The following is a 21,530-nucleotide window of genomic DNA, read 5'->3' on the forward strand; positions in this document are numbered from 1 at the left end:
TCATGTCAGACATTGTCCTGAAGACTGAAAACCTGACCAAATACTACGGCGGCGTGCATGCGCTCGAAAGCGCGAACTTCGAACTGCGCAAGGGCGAGCATGTCGCCATCATGGGTGACAACGGCGCCGGCAAATCGACCTTCGTGCGCCAGATCACCGCCGTCGAGCAGCGCACTAGCGGCAAGGTCTGGTTCGACGGCAAGGAAGTGAACTTCGCCGGCCCGATCGCGGCGCGCGAGGCGGGCATCGAAACGGTGTTCCAGAACCTGGCGCTTGCCGACGATCTCGACGTGCCATCGAACCTGTTTCTCGGCCGCGAAAAGGTGCTTTTCAATCTCGGGCCTTTCTCGATCCTCGATCGCAAGTTCATGCGCAAGGCGACCGAGGCAGCGTTGATCCGCACGGCGGTCAAGATTCCCAACCTTTCCAACACCATCCGCCACATGTCGGGCGGCCAGCGCCAGTGCGTGGCGATCGCCAGAACCGCTACCTTCGCTTCCAAGCTCATCATCATGGACGAGCCGACGGCAGCACTTGGTGTGCAGGAGACGATGCAGGTCGAAAACATCATCCGCACGCTGAAAGCCAATGGCGAGCCGCTGATCCTGATCAGTCACAACATGCGCCAGGTGTTCGACCTGGTCGACCGTATCGTCGTCTTCCGGCGCGGCCGCATCGTCGCCAATCTGCGCAAGCAGGACACCGACGGCAACGACATCGTCTCATACATCACCGGCGCCAAGACCGGGGAGGCAGAACTTGCGGCCTAGAATGGATGCCGAGGTGGCGGGTCATCAGCGCGTCGCCGGTCTGCTACGATCAGAAAACCGCCTGCGCCTCTTTGCCTGACAGGCAGGCGCGGACACACTTGCTTTCGAACCATCCCAAAGGATTCCCATGCCTCTCCGTTTCGCTCTTCTCGGTGCCGGTCGTATCGGCAAGGTCCATGCCCGCGCCGTGGGTTCCAATCCGCAGGCCAGGCTGGTCGCCGTCGCCGATGCCTTCGAGAAAGCGGCGACCGAGCTGGCGTCGGCCTATGGTGCTGAAGTGCGCAGCATCGAGGCCATCGAAAAAGCCGGGGATATCGATGCGGTCATCATCTGCACGCCGACCGATACCCATGCCGATCTGATCGAGCGGTTCGCCAAGGCCGGCAAGGCGATCTTCTGCGAGAAGCCGATCGACCTCGACGCCGGCAGAGTGGAGGAATGCCTGGCCGTGGTCGACAAGGCCGGCGCCACTTTGATGGTCGGCTTCAACCGCCGCTTCGATCCGCATTTCGCCGCCGTGCGCAAGGCGATCGACGACGGCGCCATCGGCACCGTCGAGATGCTGACCATCACATCGCGCGATCCAGGCCCGCCGCCGCTCGACTATATCGGCCGCTCGGGCGGCATCTTCCGCGACATGACCATCCATGATTTCGATATGGCGCGCTTCCTGCTCGGCGAGGAGCCGGTGGCGGTCAGCGCCCATGCCTCGGTGCTGGTCGACAGACAAATCGGCGAGGCCGGCGATTTCGACAGCGTCAGCGTCATCCTCGAAACCGCCTCCGGCAAGCAGTGCATCATCTCCAATTCGCGGCGCGCCACCTACGGCTACGACCAGCGCATCGAGGTGCATGGCTCGAAAGGCATGGTCGCGGCCGAGAACCAGCGGCCGGTGTCGATCGAGCTAGCCAATGAAAAGGGCTATACGCGCCCGCCGCTGCACGACTTCTTCATGACCCGCTATCTCGACGCCTACGCCAACGAGATCGCCGCCTTCATCGCGGCAGCGACGTCGGGCAAGAAGGCGGCGCCGAGCGGCAAGGACGGGCTCGTCGCGCTGAGGTTGGCGGACGCGGCGCTGAAATCGGCTAGGGAAGGCAAGACCATTCGCCTCGACAACACAGTCTGACTATCAAGCACAGGAGCAAGGCGATGAACGGTTCCGCCGGTCGCAATTCCGAAACACGCGCTATCGTCACCGGCGGCGCGCAAGGCATCGGCTTCGCCGTCGCCGAGACGCTGGCCGACGAGGGCTGCCGCGCCCTGGCGCTGGTTGGCCGTTCCAGGGAGAAGGGCGACAAGGCGGTCGCCGCACTTGGGAAAAACGGCGTCGACGCCATCTTCATCAGCGCCGACGTCTCGGTGGTGGCCGACTGCAAGCGGGTCGTCGAAACGGCGATCGCTCATTTCGGCACCGTCAATTCGCTGGTCAACGCTGCCGCCACCTCGGCCCGCGGCTCACTGGTCGAGACCACCGAGGAAACATTCGACCAGATATTTCAGACCAATGTGCGCGGCCCCTTCTTCCTGATGCAGGGTGTGGTGGCACACCTGCTCGACCGCAAGGCGCCCGGCTCAATCGTCAATGTGCTGTCGATGTCGGCGCATTGTGGCCAGTCGTTCCTGGCGCCCTATTCGTCGAGCAAGGGCGCACTGGCGACGCTGACCAAGAATGTCGCCAATGCCTACCGCAGCAATCGCATCCGCTGCAACGCCGTGCTGCCCGGCTGGATGGATACCGAGGGCGAGGCGATCGTGCAGAAGAAATGGCACGACGCGCCGGACGACTGGCTGGAAAAGGCCGAGGCCGCGCAGCCGATGGGCCAATTGGTGAAGCCGGACCAGCTTGCCTGGCTGATCAGCTATATGGTCAGCTCGCAGTCGGGCGTCATGACCGGGTCGCTGGTCGATTACGACCAGAACATTGCAGGGTCGTCGCCGGAGTAGCATCATCAGACGGTGGGTGGTGTCTCAGTTTGAATTTCGGCTGTGGGTGGTTTTCTGCCCTCCGCCTCGCCAATCGGAACGAGCAGGCAGCGCCAGAAGCGGAACTACAAATGCGCAGCCAGGAAGGTCCGGCATCGCCCCCGAGGCGGACCTTCCCAAAATTTGCCCGGAAGCCCGCGCCCTGCCCCATTGATGCCCAATGCGGCTTGTGCAGCTCTGAATAAGTAGCCATTGTGAAGGTGAGGCCATCGGGGGCGCACGTGAAGGCAGACAGTCAAGCTGTTCGTATGAACGGGGCGGATGTCCTCGCTGAAGTGCTTTTGGCGAATGACGTGACGGTATGCTTCGCCAATCCGGGAACATCGGAAATGCATTTCGTCGCGGCGCTGGATCGCAAGCCAGAATTGCGATGCGTGCTCGGTCTCAGCGAGGGCGTCGTCACCGGCGCTGCCGACGGCTACGCGCGAATGACCGGTCACCCCGCCGCAACCTTGCTTCACACAGGACCAGGGCTTGCCAATGGGTTGGCCAATTTGCACAACGCACGCCGCGCCCGCACACCGATGATAAATATCGTGGGTGACCATGCTTCCTATCACCTTCCGCTCGACGCGCCGTTGGCCACGGACATCGAAGGACTGGCAGCGCCGATGTCGAATTGGGTGCGTCGCGTCAACGGTTCCCTGGATGTCGGCCCTACGGCTGAGGCGGCCTATCGTGCCTCGTTGTCGCCGCCAGGAGTTGCAACGATGATTCTGCCTGCCGATGCTGCGTGGGGAGAGGTTGCCGCGCCTTCGCCTTGGCGAAAGATATCGATCGACACACCTCGCTCGCCCGATCCTCAAACGGTGCGAGCGGTGGCAAGAGCCATCCGCGCCAATCCGGGGCGCGTCGCAATCGTTGTCGGCGGAACCGCTGCGCGCGCCGACGCGCTTGCCATCGCAGGCCGGATCGCGACTGCGTGCGACGTTCGGCTCTTCAACGAAGTGTTGGTAGCCCACACTCAGCGTGGCCTCGGGCGAGTCGCTCCGGTGCGCATTCCTTATCCGATCGACTTGGCGCTCGATGTCTTGAAGGACCTCGACCTGTTAGTTCTTGTCGGCGCGCCGGAACCGGTGGCGTTCTTCGCGTATCCAGGAAAGCCCGGTAGGTTGGTTCGGGATGATTGTACAGTCCTGACGCTGACCAAGCACGGCGAGGATTTGAAGGGAGCGCTGGAAGCACTGCATGACGAACTCGGCGTGAAGCGAACGCAGTCCCTGCAACTGATCGCGCCAAAAGGAGACGAAGGCTATCCAGTTGGACAACTGACTGACGATGCGGTTGCGGTTATTGTCGCGCACAAAATTCCCGACAACGCCATCATATGCGAGGAGGCAATAACCTCTGGCCGACGGTTCTTCGCACTCTCCGCCTTCGCGGCTCCACATGACTTCATCTCGCCGACGGGAGGATCCATCGGTGACGGCATCCCTCTGGCAACGGGTGCTGCTGTCGGGTGTCCGGATCGAAAGGTAATCAACCTCCAGGCCGATGGGAGCGCCATGTATACCGTGCAGGGGCTTTGGACCCAGGCCCGCGAGCATCTCGATGTGACGACGATCATCTTCTCAAATCGGACTTACGCAATCCTCCACGCCGAGATGCGTAACGTTGGGGTCGCCTCCATCGGGACAAATGCTCAACGAATGCTCGATCTCGATAATCCCCCAATCGATTGGGTCTCCCTTGCGCGCGGTTTTGGCGTCGAGGCAGCAGTTGCCACCACCTGCGAGACGTTCAGTACGCTGCTTGATGCGGCCTTGTCGCGCCAGGGGCCGTTTCTCATCGAGGCACGATTATGAAAGTGCCTAATTGGCAAAGGCGCTGCGTGTTTTTTCCGGCTCAAATGACAAAAGTTCCACCGCTTTCGAACCTTGCATGGCGACCACATAAAGGTCGCCTTGGGGTCAAGGGCGTGAATTCGGCACGAGCGAACGAACTTCCGCAACGGGTCGTGAGCCGAAATTCAAATAGAGACACTACCGACGCGTGACAAGCGCTCCGGCTTCGGCTATAGGGCTGACATGATCCACCTGACCGCCTCGTTCTGGTATTTTAGCTACGGCAGCTCGCTGGCGGCGGGAGGATTGCGCTCGATCTGAAGATTGCAGCAACAACATCCGATCAGCCGCCAGACCTGGCGGCTTTTTTGTTTCAGCCGGCAGGTCTCCCAACCAGGAGCAGAAAGCCGTGTTGACCACCACCGACGATCTTCGGGTCAAGGAAATAAGGGAATTGAGTACGCCGGACCAGGTGATGCGGGAGATACCGCGCACGCTGACGGCGACGCGCACCATTGCCGCGGCACGCAACGCCATCCACGCCGTGCTGACCGGCGCCGACGATCGGCTGATCGTCGTCGTCGGCCCCTGTTCGATCCACGACCCGGCCGCTGCCGTAGACTATGCCAGCCATCTGGCGGGGTTGCGCGAGAGCCTGTCGGACCGGCTGGAGATCGTGATGCGCGTGTATTTCGAGAAGCCGCGCACGACGGTCGGCTGGAAGGGCCTGATCAACGATCCCGACCTGGACGGCAGCTTCAACATCGACAAAGGACTGAGACTGGCCCGCAACGTGCTCTCCGCCGTCAACAATCTCGGCCTTCCGGCGGCGACCGAATTCCTCGACATGGCGACCCCGCAATACATTGCCGACCTCGTCGCCTGGGGCGCGATCGGCGCGCGCACGACAGAGAGCCAGATCCATCGCGAACTTGCATCCGGCCTGTCCTGCCCGGTCGGCTTCAAGAATGGCACCGACGGCAATTTGCGGATCGCCGCCGAAGCGGTGAAATCCGCCGCTCAGCCGCATCATTTCATGGCGGTGACGAAGGGCGGGCGCAGCGCCATCGCGACGACCACCGGCAACGAGGACTGCCACGTCATCCTGCGCGGCGGCATCGTGCCGAACTATGACGCGACGAGCATAGCTGCCGCCTGCGCGGAACTCGGCCGGATCGGCGTAGCGCCACGGCTGATGATCGATGTCAGCCACGCCAACAGCAACAAGAAGCCGGAGAACCAGCCGACGGTGGCGGCTGACGTGGCGGGCCAGGTCGCGGCAGGCGATGAGCGCATCATCGGCGTCATGATCGAGAGCAACCTCGTCGCCGGCCGGCAGGACATCATGCCCGGCAAGCCGATCGTCTACGGCCAGAGCATCACCGATGGCTGCATCGACTGGGCAACCACCGAGACGGTGCTGCACGGCCTTGCCGACGCCGTCGAGCGGCGCCGATCAGCGCGACGCGCTATCATCTCCAGCCGTCCGGGCGCCGCCTGAAGCTTTCACCTTCTCCCCTTGTGGGAGAAGGTGAATCGGCGCGCAGCGCCGAGCCGGATGAGGGGTGCCGGACGGGATGCTGCGTTAAAAAAAGGAATGATTTTAAAGGCTTATAACTTCAAAGGTAGCGATCCGTCCAACACCCCTTGCATGTTCGGATTGCGGCTATTTGTGCAAGATAGCTGTACTCCCCGACGGATGGCCGTCCGCCGGGGAGTGGACGGATGGGACCGTACGCCCCTTGGTGTGAGCCGCGGATGAGCAAGGTCCATTCGTTCTCACATTGGTCCTGAACAGATGATGGGGAGCAAGTCCCGCATGCAAGGCAAGGTATTGTCCGAACCGAATGCGACGCCGCCAGTCTATGCCGGCATCGACGTGTGTAAAGAGTGGCTGGATGTCTACGTCCATCCGGCCGGCAAGAGCTTCCGCGTCGCCAATGACAGTGGCGGACTGCGGCGGCTGAAGCGCCTGCTCGGCGAGCTTGCGGTGAGGCGGGTGGTCCTGGAGGCGACGTCCAAATACCATCGGGCGGCGCAACGCTCGCTGCACGAGGCGGGATTGGCCGTGGCCGTCGTCAACCCGCTGCGCGCTCGGCTCTTTGCCGAAGCCTGCGGCCAGCTCGCCAAGACCGATAGGATCGACGCCAGGCTGCTGGCCTTGATGGGGGTCGCACTCGAACCGGCCGAGACGGTACCGGCTTCGCTTGCGATGGAAGCATTGCAGGAAATCGTCGGCGTGCGCGGTGCCGCCAGTGCCGAACGCACCGCGCTCATCAACCGCTTGGCGACACTCCAAAGCCCCTTTCTGCGCGCCGAACTCAAGCGCAGACTGCGGATGATCGAACGCCACCTCGTCCGTCTCGAAACCGAAACCGCTCGCCTGATCTCGGCCGACCCCGCCCTTGCCCGCCGCCACGCCATCTTGGTGTCGATCCCGGGCATTGGCCCGATCACGGCCACCGCGCTGCTGGTCGGTCTCGCCGAGATGGGCACGCTCAACGCCAAACAGGCGGCCATGCTGACCGGCCTCGCCCCCGTCGCCCACGACAGCGGGCCGCGTCAGGGCCGCCGTGCAATCAAAGGCGGACGCAAGGCTGTCAGAAACGTCCTCTACATGGCGGCGCTGTCGGCAAGCCGCTACAACAAGGACCTTGCCGCCTTCGCCGCACGCCTGCGCAACGCCGGAAAGGCCGCAAAGGTCATCCTCGTCGCCGTCATGCGAAAGCTCGTCGTCATGGCCAACGCACTCATCGCCCAAGACCGCTTCTGGAGCCCAATCGCCCCTTGACAACAAACACAGATGCTCATCCGACCGAGCTTCGTTCGGCCACCTTCTCCCACAGGGGGAGAAGGTGAGCCAACGCCGGCGCTACCTCACATCAACCCAGCGCAGTTCCTCGAATGAGCTCGCCATGGCATGCACGGTGCGCTCGATTTCGAGGCCCCCGTCGAAATCGATGATCCGCGCCGGCTTGCCGGCCAGCCGCGTCAAAAGCTCCCGGCATTCGATGATCTTGAGATCGTTGAAGCCAAGCCCGTGGCCGGGTGCCGGCAGGAAGGCGTCGTAGGGCTTGTGATGCGGCGCCACCAGGATGGTGCGATAGCCTTGCTCGGTCGGCCGGTCAGCGGTGAGATAGAGCTGGAACTCGTTCATCCGCTCCTGATCGTACAGGATCGAGCCCTTCGAGCCGAATATCTGGATGGCGATCCGGCCCTTGCGGCCCCAGGCCGAACGGTTGACCAGCAGCGTGCCGGCAATGCCGTTTTCGAGATGCATCAGCACGCTGGCGATGTCGTAGGTCTCAACCGCCCGGCGCCCGCCCGACGCGACGCGGCGATCGGCATAGGGTTTTGCCATGTCGCACATGACGCGGGCGACGCGGCCGAACAGCACGGCGACCAGCGACAGCGGATGCACGGCGAAATCGTCGAGCGCACCGTAACCGGACGCCGCCTCGTGCTTCCAGAAGAACTGCGCCTCCGGGTCGGCCATGAAATCCTCGTCCATCTCGATGCGCAGATGGTTGACCTCGCCGATGATCTGCTCGTCGAGCAGCGCACCGATATGGCGGATGGCCGGGTTCTGGATGTAGTTGTAGCCGAGCGCCGCCACCTTGCCGGACTTTTGGGCCGCCGCCGCCATGGCTTGCGCCTCGGCAAAGCTCGGCGCCATCGGCTTTTCGCACCACAAATGCTTGCCGGCTTCGAGGATGGCGATGGCCATCTCCGGGTGGAACTGGTTGGGCGTGGTCAGCGAGACGATATCGACATCCGGATCATCGACGACAGCGCGCCAGTCGCCGGAGCCCTTGGCAAAACCGAATTCGGTGGCACGGCGTTTGGCAAGGTCCTCTGTGACCTCGCCGAGATGGACCAGCCTTGGCTTGGCCACGTCGGGAAAGACGGTGCCGACCGTGTTCCAGGCGATGGCGTGACACTTGCCCATGAAGCCTGTGCCGATAAGACCGACTCCGACCATTTCCCTTGTCTCCGCTGCCAGGACGATTTTGTGTGGATGAATTAGTCCATTTTATCCAGAAATGGAACGCATGCCTCATTTTTTATGGCCTTCTTGCACAGGCTCGCTATGATGGGGCACACACGGCATCGATTGATGGCTTAGGCGGAGCGACGATGGACGAACGGGTGCCCCGCGATTTCGAAACGCTGCGTTCGACGATCCTGGAACGGCGCCATAGCCTGCCCAAGCGCATCGCGCAGATCGCCGCCTATGCGCTCGACAATCCCGACGATATTGCCTTTGGCACCGCCGCCAGCATTGCCGCCTCCGCCGGCGTCCAGCCTTCGACCTTGATCCGCTTCGCCCAGCAGCTCGGCTTCGACGGCTTCACCAGCCTACAGCTGGTGTTTCGCGAGCGGCTGCGTGAGCGCAATTCGTCCTATGACGAAAGGCTGGCGGCATTGCGCGCCAAGGCCGAGGAAGGCGCCGGTCACCGGGCGATTTTCGACGGCTTCGTCGCCGCGGCCAGCACCTCGCTCAACGATATTTCAGGCAGGTTGAACGAAGACCATTTCGAAGATGCGATCGCCCTGCTTGCGAAGGCGGAGACGATCTATGTGCTGGCCAAGCGCCGCTCGTATCCGGTCGCCTCCTACATCGCCTATGCGCTGGGCAAGCTCAAGATCCGCAACCAGCTGATCGAATCGGCCGCCGGCCTCAACGCCGAGATGATCAGCTTTGCCTCGCCCAGGGATGCCGTCATCGCCATCAGTTTCTCACCCTATGCCCCGGCGGCCATCGAGGAGGCGCGCGTCATTTCCGAGCAAGGCGTGCCGATCGTGGCGATCACCGACAGTTCGTTTTCGCCGCTCGCCCAGTTCGCCAAAGTCTGGTTCGAGGTCGCCGAGGCCGATTTCGCCGGCTTCCGGTCGCTGTCGGCAACGATGGCGCTGGCCATGGCGCTGACCGTTGCGGTTGGCGAAAAGCGGCGCGATGCGGGCAGGAAGCGCAAGGCCTAGACAACTTTTCTCTTGTTTGACCATGCTCTTTTCCGAAAACCGGGCGCCACTTTTTTGCTTCGCTGACCTTCGGTTCGGGATCATGGTCTAGCACTTTTCAGCAAAGGAATGCGCGTTCCATATTGACTATGGATTGGAATTATTATTTCATATTGCCGGCGCCACGCTGCCGCTCGCGCGTGTTACCCAAGACAACAAGGCTGATGGGAGGTTTGAATGGGCGAAGCCGTGGACGCGAAACATGCGCCGCTCGACGTCATCACCATTGGCCGCGCCTCGGTCGACCTCTACGGCCAGCAGATCGGCTCGCGCCTGGAGGACATCACCTCCTTTGCCAAGTCGGTCGGCGGCTGTCCGGCCAACATTTCGGTCGGCACGGCGAGGCTCGGCCTGCGCTCGGCGCTGCTCACCCGCGTCGGCAACGAGCAGATGGGCCGCTTCATCCGCGAGCAGCTGACCCGCGAGGGCGTTTCCGTGGCCGGCCTCAGGACCGACCCGGACCGGCTGACCGCGCTGGTGCTGCTGTCGGTCGAGGACGAAGGCGTCTCGCCGATGATCTTCTACCGCTCCGACTGCGCCGACATGGCGCTTTCGGAAGACGATATCGACGAAGCCTTCATCGCTTCGGCACGTGCGATCGTCGTCACCGGTACGCATTTTTCGCGGCCCAACAGCGATGCCGCGCAGCGCAAGGCGATCCGCACTATCAAGGCCAAGGGCGGCAAGGTGGTGTTCGACATCGACTACCGCCCTAATCTCTGGGGTCTCGCCGGCCATGCCGAAGGCTTCGAGCGCTACGTGAAATCCGACCGGGTCTCCGCCCAGCTGAAGACAGTGCTGCCCGACTGCGACCTGATCGTCGGCACCGAAGAAGAGATCATGATCGCCTCCGGTGCGGATGATTGCCTGAGCGCGTTGAAGACCATCCGCTCGCTGTCCAAGGCCACGATCGTCTTGAAGCGCGGCGCCATGGGCTGCATCGTCTATGATGGGCCGATCAGCGATGATCTCGAAGACGGCATCGTCGGCAAGGGCTTTCCGATCGAGGTCTACAATGTGCTCGGTGCCGGCGATGCCTTCATGTCGGGCTTCCTGCGCGGCTGGCTCGGCGAGGAAAGCCTGGAGACGGCGGCGACCTGGGCCAATGCCTGCGGCGCCTTCGCCGTGTCGCGGCTGCTCTGCGCGCCGGAATACCCGACCTTCGAGGAACTGCAGTTCTTCCTGAAGAACGGCAGCAAGCATCTGGCCTTGCGCAAGGACGAGGCGATCAACCATATCCATTGGGCGACGACGCGCCGGCGCGATATTCCCTCGCTGATGGCGCTGGCCTGCGATCACCGTATCCAGCTTGACGATGTCGCCGCGAAAGCCGGTGCCGATCCGTCGCGTATCCATGATTTCAAGGTGCTGACGGTCAAGGCGGCGGCAAAGGTCGCCGCCGGCCGTGCCGGTTACGGCATGCTGCTCGACGAAAAATACGGCCGCGAGGCGATGTTCGAATTCGCCCGCCATTCCTTCGCCTGGCTTGGCCGGCCAGTCGAATTGCCCGGATCTCGGCCGCTTCGTTTCGAATTCTCGCAGGATATCGGCTCGCAATTGATCGAGTGGCCGGTCGACCATTGCATCAAGTGCCTGTGCTTCTACCACCCCGACGACCCGGAGGCGCTGAAGACCGAGCAGCAGCAAAAGCTCAAAAGCCTGTTCGAGGCCGCGCGGAAAGTGGGGAGAGAACTTCTCATCGAAATCATCGCCGGCAAGCACGGCAAGCTCGACGACACGACGATCCCACGGGCGCTGGAAGAACTCTATGCGCTTGATATCAAGCCCGACTGGTGGAAGCTTGAACCGCAGGCTTCAGCCGGGTCTTGGGCAAAGATCGAAGCGGTGATCCTGAAGAACGATCCGTGGTGCCGCGGGATTGTGCTGCTCGGCCTGGAAGCGCCACATGACGAGCTGGAAGCGGCCTTTGCCGCGACCGCCAAGGCGCCCATCGTCAAGGGCTTCGCCGTCGGCCGCACCATCTTCATCAACGCGGCCGAACAATGGCTTGCCGGCAAGATCTCGGACGACGAGGCGGTGGCCGACATGGCGTCGCGCTTCGAGAGGCTGACCGAGGCATGGCTTGCCGTGCGCGACCGCAAAGCAGCATAAGAAGGCGCGACATAAGGACTGCGGAGGAAAACAACATGACCAAGATAATCCGCCTGACGATGGCGCAGGCGCTGACCCGCTTTCTTGCCCGCCAGATGGCCGAGATCGACGGCAAAAAAATGCCGATCTTCGGCGGCGTCTGGGCGATCTTCGGCCATGGCAATGTCGCCGGCGTCGGCGAGGCGCTCTATCAGGTGCGTGACGAATTGCCGACCTTTCGCGCTCACAACGAACAGGCGATGGCGCATGCGGCGATCGCCTACGCCAAGGCCAATTTCCGTCGCCGGTTCATGGCGGCGACGAGTTCGATCGGCCCCGGCGCGCTCAACATGGTGACGGCGGCGGCACTTGCGCATGTAAACAGGTTGCCCGTCCTGTTTCTCCCCGGCGACGTCTTCTCCAATCGTATCCCCGACCCCGTCCTGCAGCAGGCAGAGGATTTTTCCGACGGCACGGCGACGGTCAATGACTGCTTCCGCCCGGTGTCGCGCTATTTCGACCGCATCACCCGGCCCGAGCAGATCGTCCCGGCGCTCAACCGTGCGATGCAGGTGCTGACCGATCCGGCCGAATGCGGACCGGTGACGCTGGCGCTCTGCCAGGACGTGCAGGCCGAGGCCTATGATTACCCCGAGAGCTTCTTTGCCGAACGGGTCTGGACCCAGCGCCGACCGCGTCCGGACCGCCAGGAGCTGGCGGCCGCGGTGGCAGCACTGAAGGGCGCGAAGAAGCCATTGGTGATTGCCGGCGGCGGCGTGCTTTATTCGCAGGCTTCCGGTGAATTGGCGAAGCTGGTGCAAGGCGCCGGTATCCCGGTCTGTGAGACGCAGGGCGGCAAATCCTCGCTTCCGGACGATCATCCGCTCAACATGGCCGCGGTCGGCGTCACCGGCACTTCGGCGGCCAACCGGCTGGCTGAAGAAGCCGATGTCGTGCTTGCCGTCGGCACCAGATTGCAGGATTTCACCACCGGCTCGTGGGCGCTGTTCAAGAATTCCGGCAAGATCATCATCGGGCTGAACGTCCAGCCTTTCGATGCGGGAAAACACCAGGCGCTGCCGCTGGTCACTGATGCGGCGGAAGGGCTCGCCGAGCTTGGCGCGGCGCTGAACGGCTGGAAGGCGCCGGCTGCCTGGACCGACAATGCTACCAAGGGCAAAAAGGACTGGCAGGCCGATGCCGGCAAGGTGGCGGCGTCGACCAATGCCGCCTATCCGTCCGACGCGCAGGTGATCGGCGCCGTGCAGCGCGCCATGGGCTCCGGCGTGATACTGCTTCATGCCGCCGGCGGCCTGCCCGGCGAATTGCACAAGCTTTGGCAAGCCGGCGCGCCCGGCTCCTACCACGCCGAATACGGCTTCTCGACCATGGGCTACGAGATCGCTGGCGGGCTCGGCGTGAAGATGGCCAAGCCGGGTGAAGAGGTCGTCGTGATGATCGGCGACGGCTCCTATCTGATGCTCAATTCCGAGATCGCGACCTCGGTCATGCTCGGCCTCAAGCTGACCATCGTGCTGCTCGATAACAGGGGCTATGGCTGCATCAACCGGCTGCAGATGGCGACCGGCGGCGCCAACTTCAACAATCTGCTGAAGGACGCACGCCACGAGATTATGCCCGATATCGACTTCGCCGCGCATGCGGCAAGCCTCGGCGGCATCGCCGAGAAGGTTTCGTCGATCGCCGGGCTGGAAACGGCGCTGGCAAAGGCGAAAGACAATAGCAAGACGACGGTACTGGTCATCGACACCGACCCACTGGTGTCGACCGATGTCGGCGGCCATTGGTGGGATGTCGCCGTGCCGGAAGTTTCTTCGCGGCCGCAGGTCAACGCCGCACGCAAAGCCTATGAAGAAAAGCGGCGGATGCAGAGTGTTGGTGATTGATGTCGGCGCTGCCCCTCACCCTTACCCTCTCCCCGTTAGGACGGGGAGAGGGGGTCGCGAACGTTGACGTTTGTCCCTTCTCGCCGTCCTTACGGGGAGAAGGTGCCGGCAGGCGGATGAGGGGCAGCGCCGACGAATGAAAATTGAACGAACTGACATTGGAGTGACGACTTGAAAGCCAAACTGGGCATGTCTCCCATTGCATGGTGGAACGACGATCTTGCGGAACTCAGCGATGACGTGTCGCTGGAAGAGTGCTTGCGCCAGTCGCGATCGGCGGGCTTCACCGGCATGGAAATGGGCCGCCGTTTTCCCAGTGATCCGAAAATCATGCTGCCGATCCTGAAGGAGGCCGACGTGACGCTCTGCGGCGGCTGGTTCTCCGGTACGCTGGTCGACGAAGACATGGCCAAGAACAAGGATCGCATCCAGCCGATGATCGATCTGTTCAAGGCGGTGAACGCGCCTTGCATCGTTTACGGCGAGGTCGGCCGCTCCATCCAGGGCGACCGCTCGAAGCCGCTCGCCACCAAGCCCAGGCTTTCGGATGACGAGATGAAAGCCTATGCGAGGCGCCTCACGCAGTTCGGCGAATGGTGCGCCGAGCAGGGCATGCCGCTCTCGTATCACCATCATATGGCGGCGGTCGTCGAGACCGAGCCGGAGCTCGATGCCTTCATGCGCTACTCGGGTGAAGGCATTCCCCTGCTGCTCGATGCCGGTCACCTGGCGTTTGCCGGCGGTGACGTTCTGCACGCCATCGACAACCATCACCAGCGCATCAACCACGTGCATGTGAAAGATGTGCGCATGGGGGTGATTGAAAAACTGGATCGCCAGAAGCAATCCTTTCTCGATGCCGTGGCGCTTGGCGCCTTCACGGTGCCGGGAGATGGTTCGCTGGATTTCGGTGCCATTGTGGAAAGGCTGGCGAACTACGGCTATGAAGGCTGGTTCGTGGTCGAAGCCGAGCAGGACCCGAAGAAGAATCCGCCGCTCAAGATGGCGCAAGTCGGCTACAAGGAGTTGATGCGGGTGATGATGGCCGCCGGCTACACGGTTGCAACACAGGGCTTCCCCAATGCTTGAATGCAGTATTCCCGGCGAAGGGCTGATCCGATGCGGGGGTTGATCCGATGAAGGACTCTGAGCATCCGTTCTTCCGGCCTTTGTGGCGGCGCGTTGCCATCGTCGCGGTCTGCCTGGGCTGGGCCGTGGTCGAGTTTGCCACCGGCGCGCCGTTCTGGGGCACGATCGCGCTCGGCTTCGCCGGCTATGCCGTCTGGCAGTTCTTCTATCTCTACAAGCCGGCCGACGGCGGCAAGGATCCGGCCGAGCCGAAGGAATGATCGGAATCCATGGCGCAGAAGTTTTTGGATCGGATACCGCGTGACTGACAGATCGCATGCGTCGGCGATTGGCCGGTACACCCCTCGCTTCGTCATCCTAGGGCGGAGCAAGGAGCGCAGCGACGCGGCGCAGACCCTAGGATCCATGCCATGACTTCGAAGTATTATGACGGTGCAGAATTCTGCTCCGCTGTGCCCTTCGGCCAAGGTTACGGCATGGATCCTAGGGTCTTCGCGACGGAGCTTCGCTCCTGCTTCGCCCTAGGATGACGAAGTTGGAATTCGAGTGTCGAGGATAGGAGACCTCAATGTCGAAACTGCTGGTCAAAGCCGATAAGGGGCATGGCCGCGTCGCCCATGTGACGCCGCAAAACGCCGGCTGGACCTATGTCGGTTTCGATCTGCATCGGCTGCGGCCAGGCGAAATAGCCTCCGGACAAACCGCGAACCGTGAAGTCTGCCTGGTGTTCGTCACCGGCAAGGGCAAGGCCAAGGCCGGCGGCAAGGATCTCGGCCTGCTCGGCGAACGCATGTCGCCCTTCGAAGGCAAGCCGTGGTCGGTCTACGTACCGCAGGGTTCTGACTGGTCGGTGACCGCCGATACCGACCTCGAAGTCGCGGTCTGCTCGGCGCCGGGGCTTGGCGGCGGCCTGCCGGTCCGCGTCATTGCGCCGAAGGATCTCGGCCAGGAGGTTCGCGGCAAGGGCACCAACACGCGCTATGTCACCAACATCCTGCCGGAAGGCAAGCCGGCCGATTCATTGCTGGTGGTCGAGGTCATTACGCCCGGCGGCCATACATCGAGCTATCCGCCGCACAAGCATGACCAGGACAATCTGCCGGCCGAATCCTATCTTGAGGAGACCTATTACCACCGCCTCAATCCGCCGCAGGGCTTTGCCTTCCAGCGCGTCTACACCGATGCCGACTGGAATGGCGCTCGTTCGCTCGACGAGGCGATGGCAATCGAGGACGGCGACGTCGTGCTGGTGCCAAAGGGCTATCACCCTTGTGCCGCCTGCCATGGCTACGACCTCTACTACCTCAACGTCATGGCCGGGCCGAAGCGGACGTGGAAATTCCACAACGCGCCCGAGCACGAATGGCTGATGAAGGCCTGAGGCGCTGCCCGTCCGGGTCGGCAAACTGGCCCAAGGCGAAAAAATCGTCGGCTAATGACCCGCCTGAACAACTTTGTTATCAGGAGCGATCATCAGCTTCGTCATTTCGTCATGCAAATCGCCTATGGCAGCGGGAGTTGACGAGGACTTTCGATGCGCTACGCTATCTATTTCACACCCCGGCAGGACGAACCGCTGGCGCGGATCGCCGCCAATTGGCTCGGCCGCGACCCGTTCGGCGCCGCCACGAGGCCGGTCGAGGCCGTGGGCGAACTGTCGGCGGCGGAAGTCGCCTTCCACACCGCTTCGGCACGCCGCTACGGCTTTCATGCGACACTGAAGGCGCCCTTCCGGCTGGCTTCGAACGAAACGGAAGGCGCGCTTCGCGCGGCGCTGGACGATTTCGCCGAGACGACGCCGGTGGTGACGATCCCACGGCTGGTCGTCAGCCAGATCGACGGCTTCTTCGCGCTGGTGCCGGAAGCACCGCTGCCGGCGCTCAACCGCTTCGCCGACGACGTGGTGCGCGACTTCGACCGTTTTCGCGCGCCGCTGAGCGAGGCTGAGATCGAACGGCGCAGCCCTGACTCGCTGAAGCCGGCTGAATTCCGCAATCTCTGCCAGTGGGGCTACCCCTACGTCTTCGGGACCTTCCGGTTCCATATGACGCTGTCCGGCCGTGTTTCGTCACAGGAAAGCCCTCGTCTTCGCGCAGCAATCGACAGCCTGTTTGCGCAGGTCCTGCAACGCCCGCTGCCGGTGGACGCACTGACCCTGTTTGTCGAAACCGAACCTGGCGCCCCGTTCATGGTGCTTTCCCATCACGCGCTCGGGCGCCGCCCGGCCAGAAAAACTGCCTGAAATGGCTATTTGTTTTAACCGCATTTGTGCGACGCCAATTCACCCAATCGGTGATTCCAATCGGCTGCAAAATGCTCCAAGGACTGCCTGAAATGACCGCCGAGACCGTTCTCAACAATGCCCGCATCGTGCTTGCCGACGAGATCATCGAAGGGTCGATCGTGCTGCGCGACGGCTTGATCGCCGGGATCGACGCCGGCGCCGGCCGGAGCGGCGAGGACATGGGCGGCGATTTCATCATTCCCGGGCTGGTCGAGCTTCACACCGACCACCTCGAAGGCCATTACGCGCCGCGGCCGAAAGTGCGCTGGAACCCGATCGCCGCGGTGCTCGCTCACGACGCGCAAGTGGCGACCGCCGGCATCACCACCGTGCTCGATGCCTTGCGCGTCGGCATGGACGACGACGCCGACATGAATTCGGCCGACATGCGCAAGCTGGCCGATGCGATCGAGGACAGCGTCCAGCAGGACCGGCTGCGGGCCGACCATTTCATCCATCTGCGCTGCGAGGTTTCGGCGCCGGATTGCCTCGCAGCCTTCGCGCATTTTGACGGCGATGACAGGATCAAGCTGGCGTCGCTGATGGACCATGCGCCGGGACAGCGCCAGTTCGTCGATTTGGAAACCTATGCCTATTACTACCAGCGCAAGCTGAAGCTGACGGATCGCGAATTCCAGCAATTCTGTGAGAAGCGGATGGCGGAGTCGGGGACGAATTCTGGGCCGAACCGCGCCTTCATCGCTGCTGCCTGCCATCAGCGCGGCATCGTGCTGGCCAGCCATGACGACGCCACGACCGGCCATGTCGGCGAGGCGATCGAACAAGGCGTCCGCGTCGCCGAATTCCCGACCACCAAAGAGGCCGCAAAAGCTTCGAAGGCGGCAGGGCTCGGGGTGCTGATGGGCGCCCCGAACGTCATGCGCGGCGCCTCGCATTCGGGCAATGTTTCGGCCCGCACGCTCGCCGGCGAAGGCCTGCTCGACATATTGTCGTCCGATTACATTCCCTTCAGCCTGATCCAGTCGGCGTTTTTCCTCGGCGACGTAGTCGACGGCATTTCCCTGCCTCAAGCGGTCGCCATGGTCTCGAAGAACCCGGCCGAGGCAGTCGGCCTCGCCGACCGCGGCGTCATCGAACAGGGCCGGCGCGCCGATGTGGTTCGGGTACGTCTCGACGACCATGTCCCGGTTGTCCGCACCGTCTGGCGGCAGGGACGCCGGGTCGCATGATGGCGCCGGCGTCGATCGAGCGTGAATTGTCGGCCGCGGCGTTTCCGATCCGCGACGGGGTCTTCGTCGCCGTCGTCGGCCCGAGCGGCGCCGGCAAGGACACGGTGATCGGCTATGCCCGGTCGCTGTTTGCCGACGGGACGCGGCTGGAGTTCGTCCGCCGGGTCATCACCCGGCCGAGCGACACGGCAAGCGAGGATCACGACACGCTTGCCGATGCGGCCTTTGTCGAGGCGGAAGCGGATGGCGCCTTCGCCATCTCCTGGGAGGCGCATGGCTTGCGCTACGGCATCCCGGCTGAAGTCGACCGGTCGGTCGCCAACGGCCGCGTCGCCATCGCCAATGTCTCCCGCGCCATCATCCCGGCGCTGCGTGATCGTTATGCCAATCTGGCGATCGTCGAGATCACCGCATCGCCGGGAATCCTGGCCGAGCGGCTGGCGATGCGCGGCCGCGAGTCGCGCGGCGAAGTGCTGGCGCGGCTGGCGCGTAGCGCCAATGTGGCGTTGTCCGGACCAGGCGTCACCTCGATCGACAATAGCGGCCCGCGCGAAGCGGCCGGCGAGCGCTTTGCCGACGTGCTGCGCAAGGCGATGGCCTTCTCCGACATGTCGGGCTTAATCTAAGCTGCCCCGTACCTTCTCCGCTAACTTGTGGGAGAAGGAAGAGGCGGTGCGGTTATTCCGCTGCCGCACCAGCCGTGCCCTTGCGGGTTGCCTCCAGCATCAGCCGCCGCTCCCGGTACACGCCCCATTGCTGGTCGACCAATACGCCGATGAGGATTACCCCGCCCATCACCGCGAAATTGAGCGAGGAGGGGATGCCGAGCAGGTTGACGAGGTTTTGGAGTTCCTGCAGCAGGACCGTTCCGAGGATGACGCCGATCAGCGAGCCCTCGCCGCCGCGCAGCGAGAAGCCGCCTAGCACGGCTGCGGCAATGGCGTAGAGTTCGTAGAACTGGCCGTGGCTGGCCGGCGAGATCGAGCGCGTGTACATCGCGAAATAGATCGCCGACAGCGCCGTCAGCACGCCGCAGATGACATAGGCGGCCATGACGACGCGGCCGGTGCGGATGCCGGAATATTTCGCCGCCTCCTCGTTCTTGCCGATGGCGTAGAGGTAGCGGCCGAACACCGAACGGTGCAGCACCACCCACATCACGATGGCGATGACGATCAGCGCGATGAAGCTGTTCGGCACGCCATAGGATCGCCCGGCGGTCAGGAACTCGAGTTCCGGAAAGTTCTGTCCGAAGGCAAAGCCCGCCGTGCCGTCGGCAGTGTAGAACCGCGCGACGCCGCGATAGATCAAGAGGCCACACAGCGTCACCACGAAAGGCTGCAATTTGAGCCGCGTGATCAGCCAGCCATGTGCCAGCCCGATGATGCCGCCGAGCACGAGGATCAGCGGCAGCGCGACCGGCCATGCCATGCCCCGCGTGGCGATGAAATCGACGAACAGGACGCCGAGCAGCGCGACCACCGAGCCGACCGACAATTCGATGCCGCCGGTGATGATGACGAAAGCTTGGCCGATCGCCAGTATGCCGAACAGCCCAATCAGGTTCGAGGTGTTGGCGAGGTTGATCGGCAGCAGGAAGCGCGGATTGATGATCGCCACCACCGCCCCCACCACGAGGATCAGGATCAGCAGGCCGAGATCTTTCTTGCTCATCGTCTTCTCCCCAATGCCCTCGAATTATTTCGGCTGCTTGCCCACGGCCAGCAGCAGCACGTTTTCCTGGCTGAACTGTTCCTTGTCGAGAATGCCTGAGATCTGGCCCTCATGCATAACGGCGATGCGGTCGGAGACGCCGATCACCTCCTCCATGTCGCTGGAGATCATCAGCACGGCGACGCCGGCATCGGCCAGCGCCCGCATCAGCCCGTAGATCTCGGCCTTGGCGCCGATGTCGATGCCGCGCGTCGGCTCGTCGAGGATCATCACCCTGGGGTTCATGGCCAGCCATTTGGCCAGCACGACTTTTTGCTGGTTGCCGCCGGACAGCGTGCCGGTGCGCGTCGCCACCGAGGGCGCTTTGACGCCGAGATTGCGCTTCTGCTTCTCGGCGGTGACGGCTTCGGCGCTGGCAGAAACCAGGAACCGCCGGGCATGCGCCGAAAGATTGGGGAGCGAAATATTCTGGGCAATCGACAGGTCGAGCAGAATTCCGGTCAGCTTGCGATCCTCGGGGACGAGGAAAATCCCGTTGGAGACGGCGTCGGCGGCCGAACCAAGAACCAGATCCTTTCCATCAAGCTGGAGCGCACCGCCAAGGCTCTTCTCGATGCCGAAAAGCACGCGCGCCAGTTCGGTCCGGCCGGAGCCGACAAGACCCGCCAGGCCAAGAATTTCGCCATGCCTGACGCCGAGATCGACCGGTCGGTCGGGATAGGCGCTGCTGCGAATGGCTTTGGCCGACAGGGCGACGGTGCCGGGCGGGCGCGCCGATTCTGCCGCCTTCTCCCTCTCCTTCAGCATGCGGCCGATCATCAGTTTGACCATCTGGTCGTGATTGATGGCGTTCTTCGCCAGCGTGCCGGCAAGCATACCGTCCCTCAGCACGACGACGCGATCGGCGACCCGCCCGACCTCGTGAAGGCGGTGCGAGATGAAGATGACGCTGATGCCCTCCGCCTTCAGCGCCTTGATGACATCGAGCAGCTTGTCGGTTTCGGCAAGTGGCAGGCTCGATGTCGGCTCGTCGAGGATCACCAGCCTTGCCTCGATCGACAGCGCCTTGGCGATTTCGACCATCTGCTGCTGGGCAAGCGACAGCGTCGATACCGGCGTGTCGGCTGAAAAGTTGGCGCCCACGCGTTTGAGCAGCGGCGCCGACAGCGCGCGCAGCCTGGCGCGGTCGACAAGCCTGAGCGGACCGGCGCGCAAAGGCTCGCGGCCGAAGAAGATGTTGGCAGCAACGTCGAGGTTTTCGAACAGGTTGAGTTCCTGATGAACGAAGGCGATGCCGGAGCCGATGCTGGCTTCGACGGTCAGCCCGTCATGGGCGACGCCGTCGACGGTGATCGTGCCGGTATCGGGTGTGGTCACGCCGCCAAGGATCTTCATCAGCGTCGACTTGCCGGCGCCGTTTTCGCCGACGAGGCCGATGACTTCGCCGGGCCTAACCTCCATAGAAAACCCGTCCAGCGCGACCACGCCGGGATAGGTCTTGCGCACGCCCTCGAGGCTGAGGAACGGGGCGGTCGTGGATGCGCCGATGGATGCTTCGGAATAATTCATCACGCCTGACAGCAGTTGGCGGGCTAAAGACTGACGGGCCTGTGCAGGCCCGTCAACAATAAGCAGGACAATCCGCTGAAGGTTTGGCGCTGCCCCTCACCCTTACCCTCCCCGTGAAGAACGGGGAGAGGGGGTCGCCAGCGCTGCGGCCAAGTCCCCGTCGC

18 protein-coding genes are annotated in these 21,530 nt (G+C 63.1%); 15 read left to right on the top strand and 3 right to left on the bottom strand.

Annotated elements, in window-relative coordinates; all coding sequences use genetic code 11:
- Nucleotides 1-2: 2 nt before the first annotated feature.
- The 6 genes from AC0NIE_RS02525 (at nucleotide 3) to AC0NIE_RS02550 (ending at nucleotide 7,331) form a co-directional block, all read left to right on the top strand.
- Nucleotides 3-770, top strand: a complete 768-nt coding sequence (locus AC0NIE_RS02525) for an ATP-binding cassette domain-containing protein (protein ID WP_023796933.1) — start codon at nucleotides 3-5, stop codon at nucleotides 768-770.
- Nucleotides 771-897: 127 nt separating this feature from the next.
- Nucleotides 898-1,899 carry an inositol 2-dehydrogenase gene (iolG, locus tag AC0NIE_RS02530; protein WP_473484503.1) on the top strand — a complete coding sequence of 334 codons (1,002 nt, stop codon included), beginning with the start codon at nucleotides 898-900 and terminating at the stop codon, nucleotides 1,897-1,899.
- A 23-nt stretch (nucleotides 1,900-1,922) separates the two neighbouring features.
- Nucleotides 1,923-2,717 carry an SDR family oxidoreductase gene (locus AC0NIE_RS02535; RefSeq protein ID WP_473484506.1) on the top strand — a complete coding sequence of 265 codons (795 nt, stop codon included), beginning with the start codon at nucleotides 1,923-1,925 and terminating at the stop codon, nucleotides 2,715-2,717.
- A 287-nt stretch (nucleotides 2,718-3,004) separates the two neighbouring features.
- On the top strand, nucleotides 3,005-4,561 hold the full coding sequence (locus tag AC0NIE_RS02540; RefSeq protein ID WP_473484508.1) for an acetolactate synthase large subunit: 1,557 nt from the start codon (nucleotides 3,005-3,007) through the stop codon (nucleotides 4,559-4,561).
- A 388-nt stretch (nucleotides 4,562-4,949) separates the two neighbouring features.
- Nucleotides 4,950-6,041 carry a 3-deoxy-7-phosphoheptulonate synthase gene (locus AC0NIE_RS02545; protein WP_473484511.1) on the top strand — a complete coding sequence of 364 codons (1,092 nt, stop codon included), beginning with the start codon at nucleotides 4,950-4,952 and terminating at the stop codon, nucleotides 6,039-6,041.
- Nucleotides 6,042-6,359: 318 nt separating this feature from the next.
- On the top strand, nucleotides 6,360-7,331 hold the full coding sequence (locus tag AC0NIE_RS02550; RefSeq protein ID WP_473490043.1) for an IS110 family RNA-guided transposase: 972 nt from the start codon (nucleotides 6,360-6,362) through the stop codon (nucleotides 7,329-7,331).
- Nucleotides 7,332-7,412: 81 nt separating this feature from the next.
- On the opposite strand, the gene AC0NIE_RS02555 is transcribed toward AC0NIE_RS02550, so the two are convergent.
- Nucleotides 7,413-8,522 carry a Gfo/Idh/MocA family protein gene (locus tag AC0NIE_RS02555; protein ID WP_473488535.1) on the bottom strand — a complete coding sequence of 370 codons (1,110 nt, stop codon included), beginning with the start codon at nucleotides 8,520-8,522 and terminating at the stop codon, nucleotides 7,413-7,415.
- A 155-nt stretch (nucleotides 8,523-8,677) separates the two neighbouring features.
- On the opposite strand from AC0NIE_RS02555, the gene AC0NIE_RS02560 reads away from it, so the two are divergent.
- The 9 genes from AC0NIE_RS02560 (at nucleotide 8,678) to phnN (ending at nucleotide 18,749) form a co-directional block, all read left to right on the top strand.
- Complete coding sequence (locus AC0NIE_RS02560; protein WP_473488534.1) at nucleotides 8,678-9,523, top strand: MurR/RpiR family transcriptional regulator; 846 nt, start codon at nucleotides 8,678-8,680, stop codon at nucleotides 9,521-9,523.
- A gap of 216 nt (nucleotides 9,524-9,739) precedes the next feature.
- Nucleotides 9,740-11,674 carry a bifunctional 5-dehydro-2-deoxygluconokinase/5-dehydro-2-deoxyphosphogluconate aldolase gene (locus tag AC0NIE_RS02565; protein WP_473488533.1) on the top strand — a complete coding sequence of 645 codons (1,935 nt, stop codon included), beginning with the start codon at nucleotides 9,740-9,742 and terminating at the stop codon, nucleotides 11,672-11,674.
- 35 nt (nucleotides 11,675-11,709) lie between these two features.
- Entirely contained in the window at nucleotides 11,710-13,560 is a 1,851-nt protein-coding gene (iolD, locus tag AC0NIE_RS02570) for a 3D-(3,5/4)-trihydroxycyclohexane-1,2-dione acylhydrolase (decyclizing) (RefSeq protein WP_473488532.1), read from the top strand.
- Between the two features lie 171 nt (nucleotides 13,561-13,731).
- Nucleotides 13,732-14,649 (top strand): myo-inosose-2 dehydratase, encoded by a 918-nt coding sequence (gene iolE / locus AC0NIE_RS02575; RefSeq protein ID WP_473488531.1) that lies wholly within the window; start codon nucleotides 13,732-13,734, stop codon nucleotides 14,647-14,649.
- Nucleotides 14,650-14,696: 47 nt separating this feature from the next.
- On the top strand, nucleotides 14,697-14,909 hold the full coding sequence (locus AC0NIE_RS02580) for a DUF3329 domain-containing protein (RefSeq protein ID WP_473488530.1): 213 nt from the start codon (nucleotides 14,697-14,699) through the stop codon (nucleotides 14,907-14,909).
- A 308-nt stretch (nucleotides 14,910-15,217) separates the two neighbouring features.
- Complete coding sequence (iolB, locus tag AC0NIE_RS02585; protein WP_473488529.1) at nucleotides 15,218-16,030, top strand: 5-deoxy-glucuronate isomerase; 813 nt, start codon at nucleotides 15,218-15,220, stop codon at nucleotides 16,028-16,030.
- 153 nt (nucleotides 16,031-16,183) lie between these two features.
- Complete coding sequence (locus AC0NIE_RS02590; protein WP_473488528.1) at nucleotides 16,184-16,891, top strand: DUF1045 domain-containing protein; 708 nt, start codon at nucleotides 16,184-16,186, stop codon at nucleotides 16,889-16,891.
- A gap of 92 nt (nucleotides 16,892-16,983) precedes the next feature.
- Complete coding sequence (locus AC0NIE_RS02595; RefSeq protein WP_473488527.1) at nucleotides 16,984-18,123, top strand: alpha-D-ribose 1-methylphosphonate 5-triphosphate diphosphatase; 1,140 nt, start codon at nucleotides 16,984-16,986, stop codon at nucleotides 18,121-18,123.
- Complete coding sequence (gene phnN / locus AC0NIE_RS02600; protein WP_473488526.1) at nucleotides 18,120-18,749, top strand: phosphonate metabolism protein/1,5-bisphosphokinase (PRPP-forming) PhnN; 630 nt, start codon at nucleotides 18,120-18,122, stop codon at nucleotides 18,747-18,749. The genes AC0NIE_RS02595 and phnN overlap by 4 nt, the downstream gene beginning before the upstream one ends.
- Nucleotides 18,750-18,801: 52 nt before the next feature.
- Here the strand turns inward: phnN and AC0NIE_RS02605 are convergent, their stop codons facing one another.
- Together AC0NIE_RS02605 and AC0NIE_RS02610 are read right to left on the bottom strand one after the other, a co-directional pair.
- Complete coding sequence (locus tag AC0NIE_RS02605; RefSeq protein ID WP_095494041.1) at nucleotides 18,802-19,797, bottom strand: ABC transporter permease; 996 nt, start codon at nucleotides 19,795-19,797, stop codon at nucleotides 18,802-18,804.
- A 24-nt stretch (nucleotides 19,798-19,821) separates the two neighbouring features.
- Nucleotides 19,822-21,366: a sugar ABC transporter ATP-binding protein gene (locus AC0NIE_RS02610; RefSeq protein WP_473488525.1), complete on the bottom strand. Its 1,545-nt coding sequence runs from the start codon at nucleotides 21,364-21,366 to the stop codon at nucleotides 19,822-19,824.
- Nucleotides 21,367-21,530 lie beyond the last annotated feature (164 nt).

Source organism: Mesorhizobium sp. WSM4842, assembly GCF_055901575.1.

What these genes read in the sequence shown, in the direction of transcription:
- AC0NIE_RS02525 (WP_023796933.1), top strand. Translation starts at nt 3, where the DNA reads ATGTCAGACATTGTCCTGAAGACTGAAAACCTGACCAAATACTACGGC.
- iolG (WP_473484503.1), top strand. Translation starts at nt 898, where the DNA reads ATGCCTCTCCGTTTCGCTCTTCTCGGTGCCGGTCGTATCGGCAAGGTC.
- AC0NIE_RS02535 (WP_473484506.1), top strand. Translation starts at nt 1,923, where the DNA reads ATGAACGGTTCCGCCGGTCGCAATTCCGAAACACGCGCTATCGTCACC.
- AC0NIE_RS02540 (WP_473484508.1), top strand. Translation starts at nt 3,005, where the DNA reads ATGAACGGGGCGGATGTCCTCGCTGAAGTGCTTTTGGCGAATGACGTG.
- AC0NIE_RS02550 (WP_473490043.1), top strand. Translation starts at nt 6,360, where the DNA reads ATGCAAGGCAAGGTATTGTCCGAACCGAATGCGACGCCGCCAGTCTAT.
- AC0NIE_RS02555 (WP_473488535.1), bottom strand. Translation starts at nt 8,522, where the DNA reads ATGGTCGGAGTCGGTCTTATCGGCACAGGCTTCATGGGCAAGTGTCAC.
- AC0NIE_RS02560 (WP_473488534.1), top strand. Translation starts at nt 8,678, where the DNA reads ATGGACGAACGGGTGCCCCGCGATTTCGAAACGCTGCGTTCGACGATC.
- AC0NIE_RS02565 (WP_473488533.1), top strand. Translation starts at nt 9,740, where the DNA reads ATGGGCGAAGCCGTGGACGCGAAACATGCGCCGCTCGACGTCATCACC.
- iolD (WP_473488532.1), top strand. Translation starts at nt 11,710, where the DNA reads ATGACCAAGATAATCCGCCTGACGATGGCGCAGGCGCTGACCCGCTTT.
- AC0NIE_RS02580 (WP_473488530.1), top strand. Translation starts at nt 14,697, where the DNA reads ATGAAGGACTCTGAGCATCCGTTCTTCCGGCCTTTGTGGCGGCGCGTT.
- iolB (WP_473488529.1), top strand. Translation starts at nt 15,218, where the DNA reads ATGTCGAAACTGCTGGTCAAAGCCGATAAGGGGCATGGCCGCGTCGCC.
- AC0NIE_RS02590 (WP_473488528.1), top strand. Translation starts at nt 16,184, where the DNA reads ATGCGCTACGCTATCTATTTCACACCCCGGCAGGACGAACCGCTGGCG.
- AC0NIE_RS02595 (WP_473488527.1), top strand. Translation starts at nt 16,984, where the DNA reads ATGACCGCCGAGACCGTTCTCAACAATGCCCGCATCGTGCTTGCCGAC.
- phnN (WP_473488526.1), top strand. Translation starts at nt 18,120, where the DNA reads ATGATGGCGCCGGCGTCGATCGAGCGTGAATTGTCGGCCGCGGCGTTT.
- AC0NIE_RS02605 (WP_095494041.1), bottom strand. Translation starts at nt 19,797, where the DNA reads ATGAGCAAGAAAGATCTCGGCCTGCTGATCCTGATCCTCGTGGTGGGG.
- AC0NIE_RS02610 (WP_473488525.1), bottom strand. Translation starts at nt 21,366, where the DNA reads ATGAATTATTCCGAAGCATCCATCGGCGCATCCACGACCGCCCCGTTC.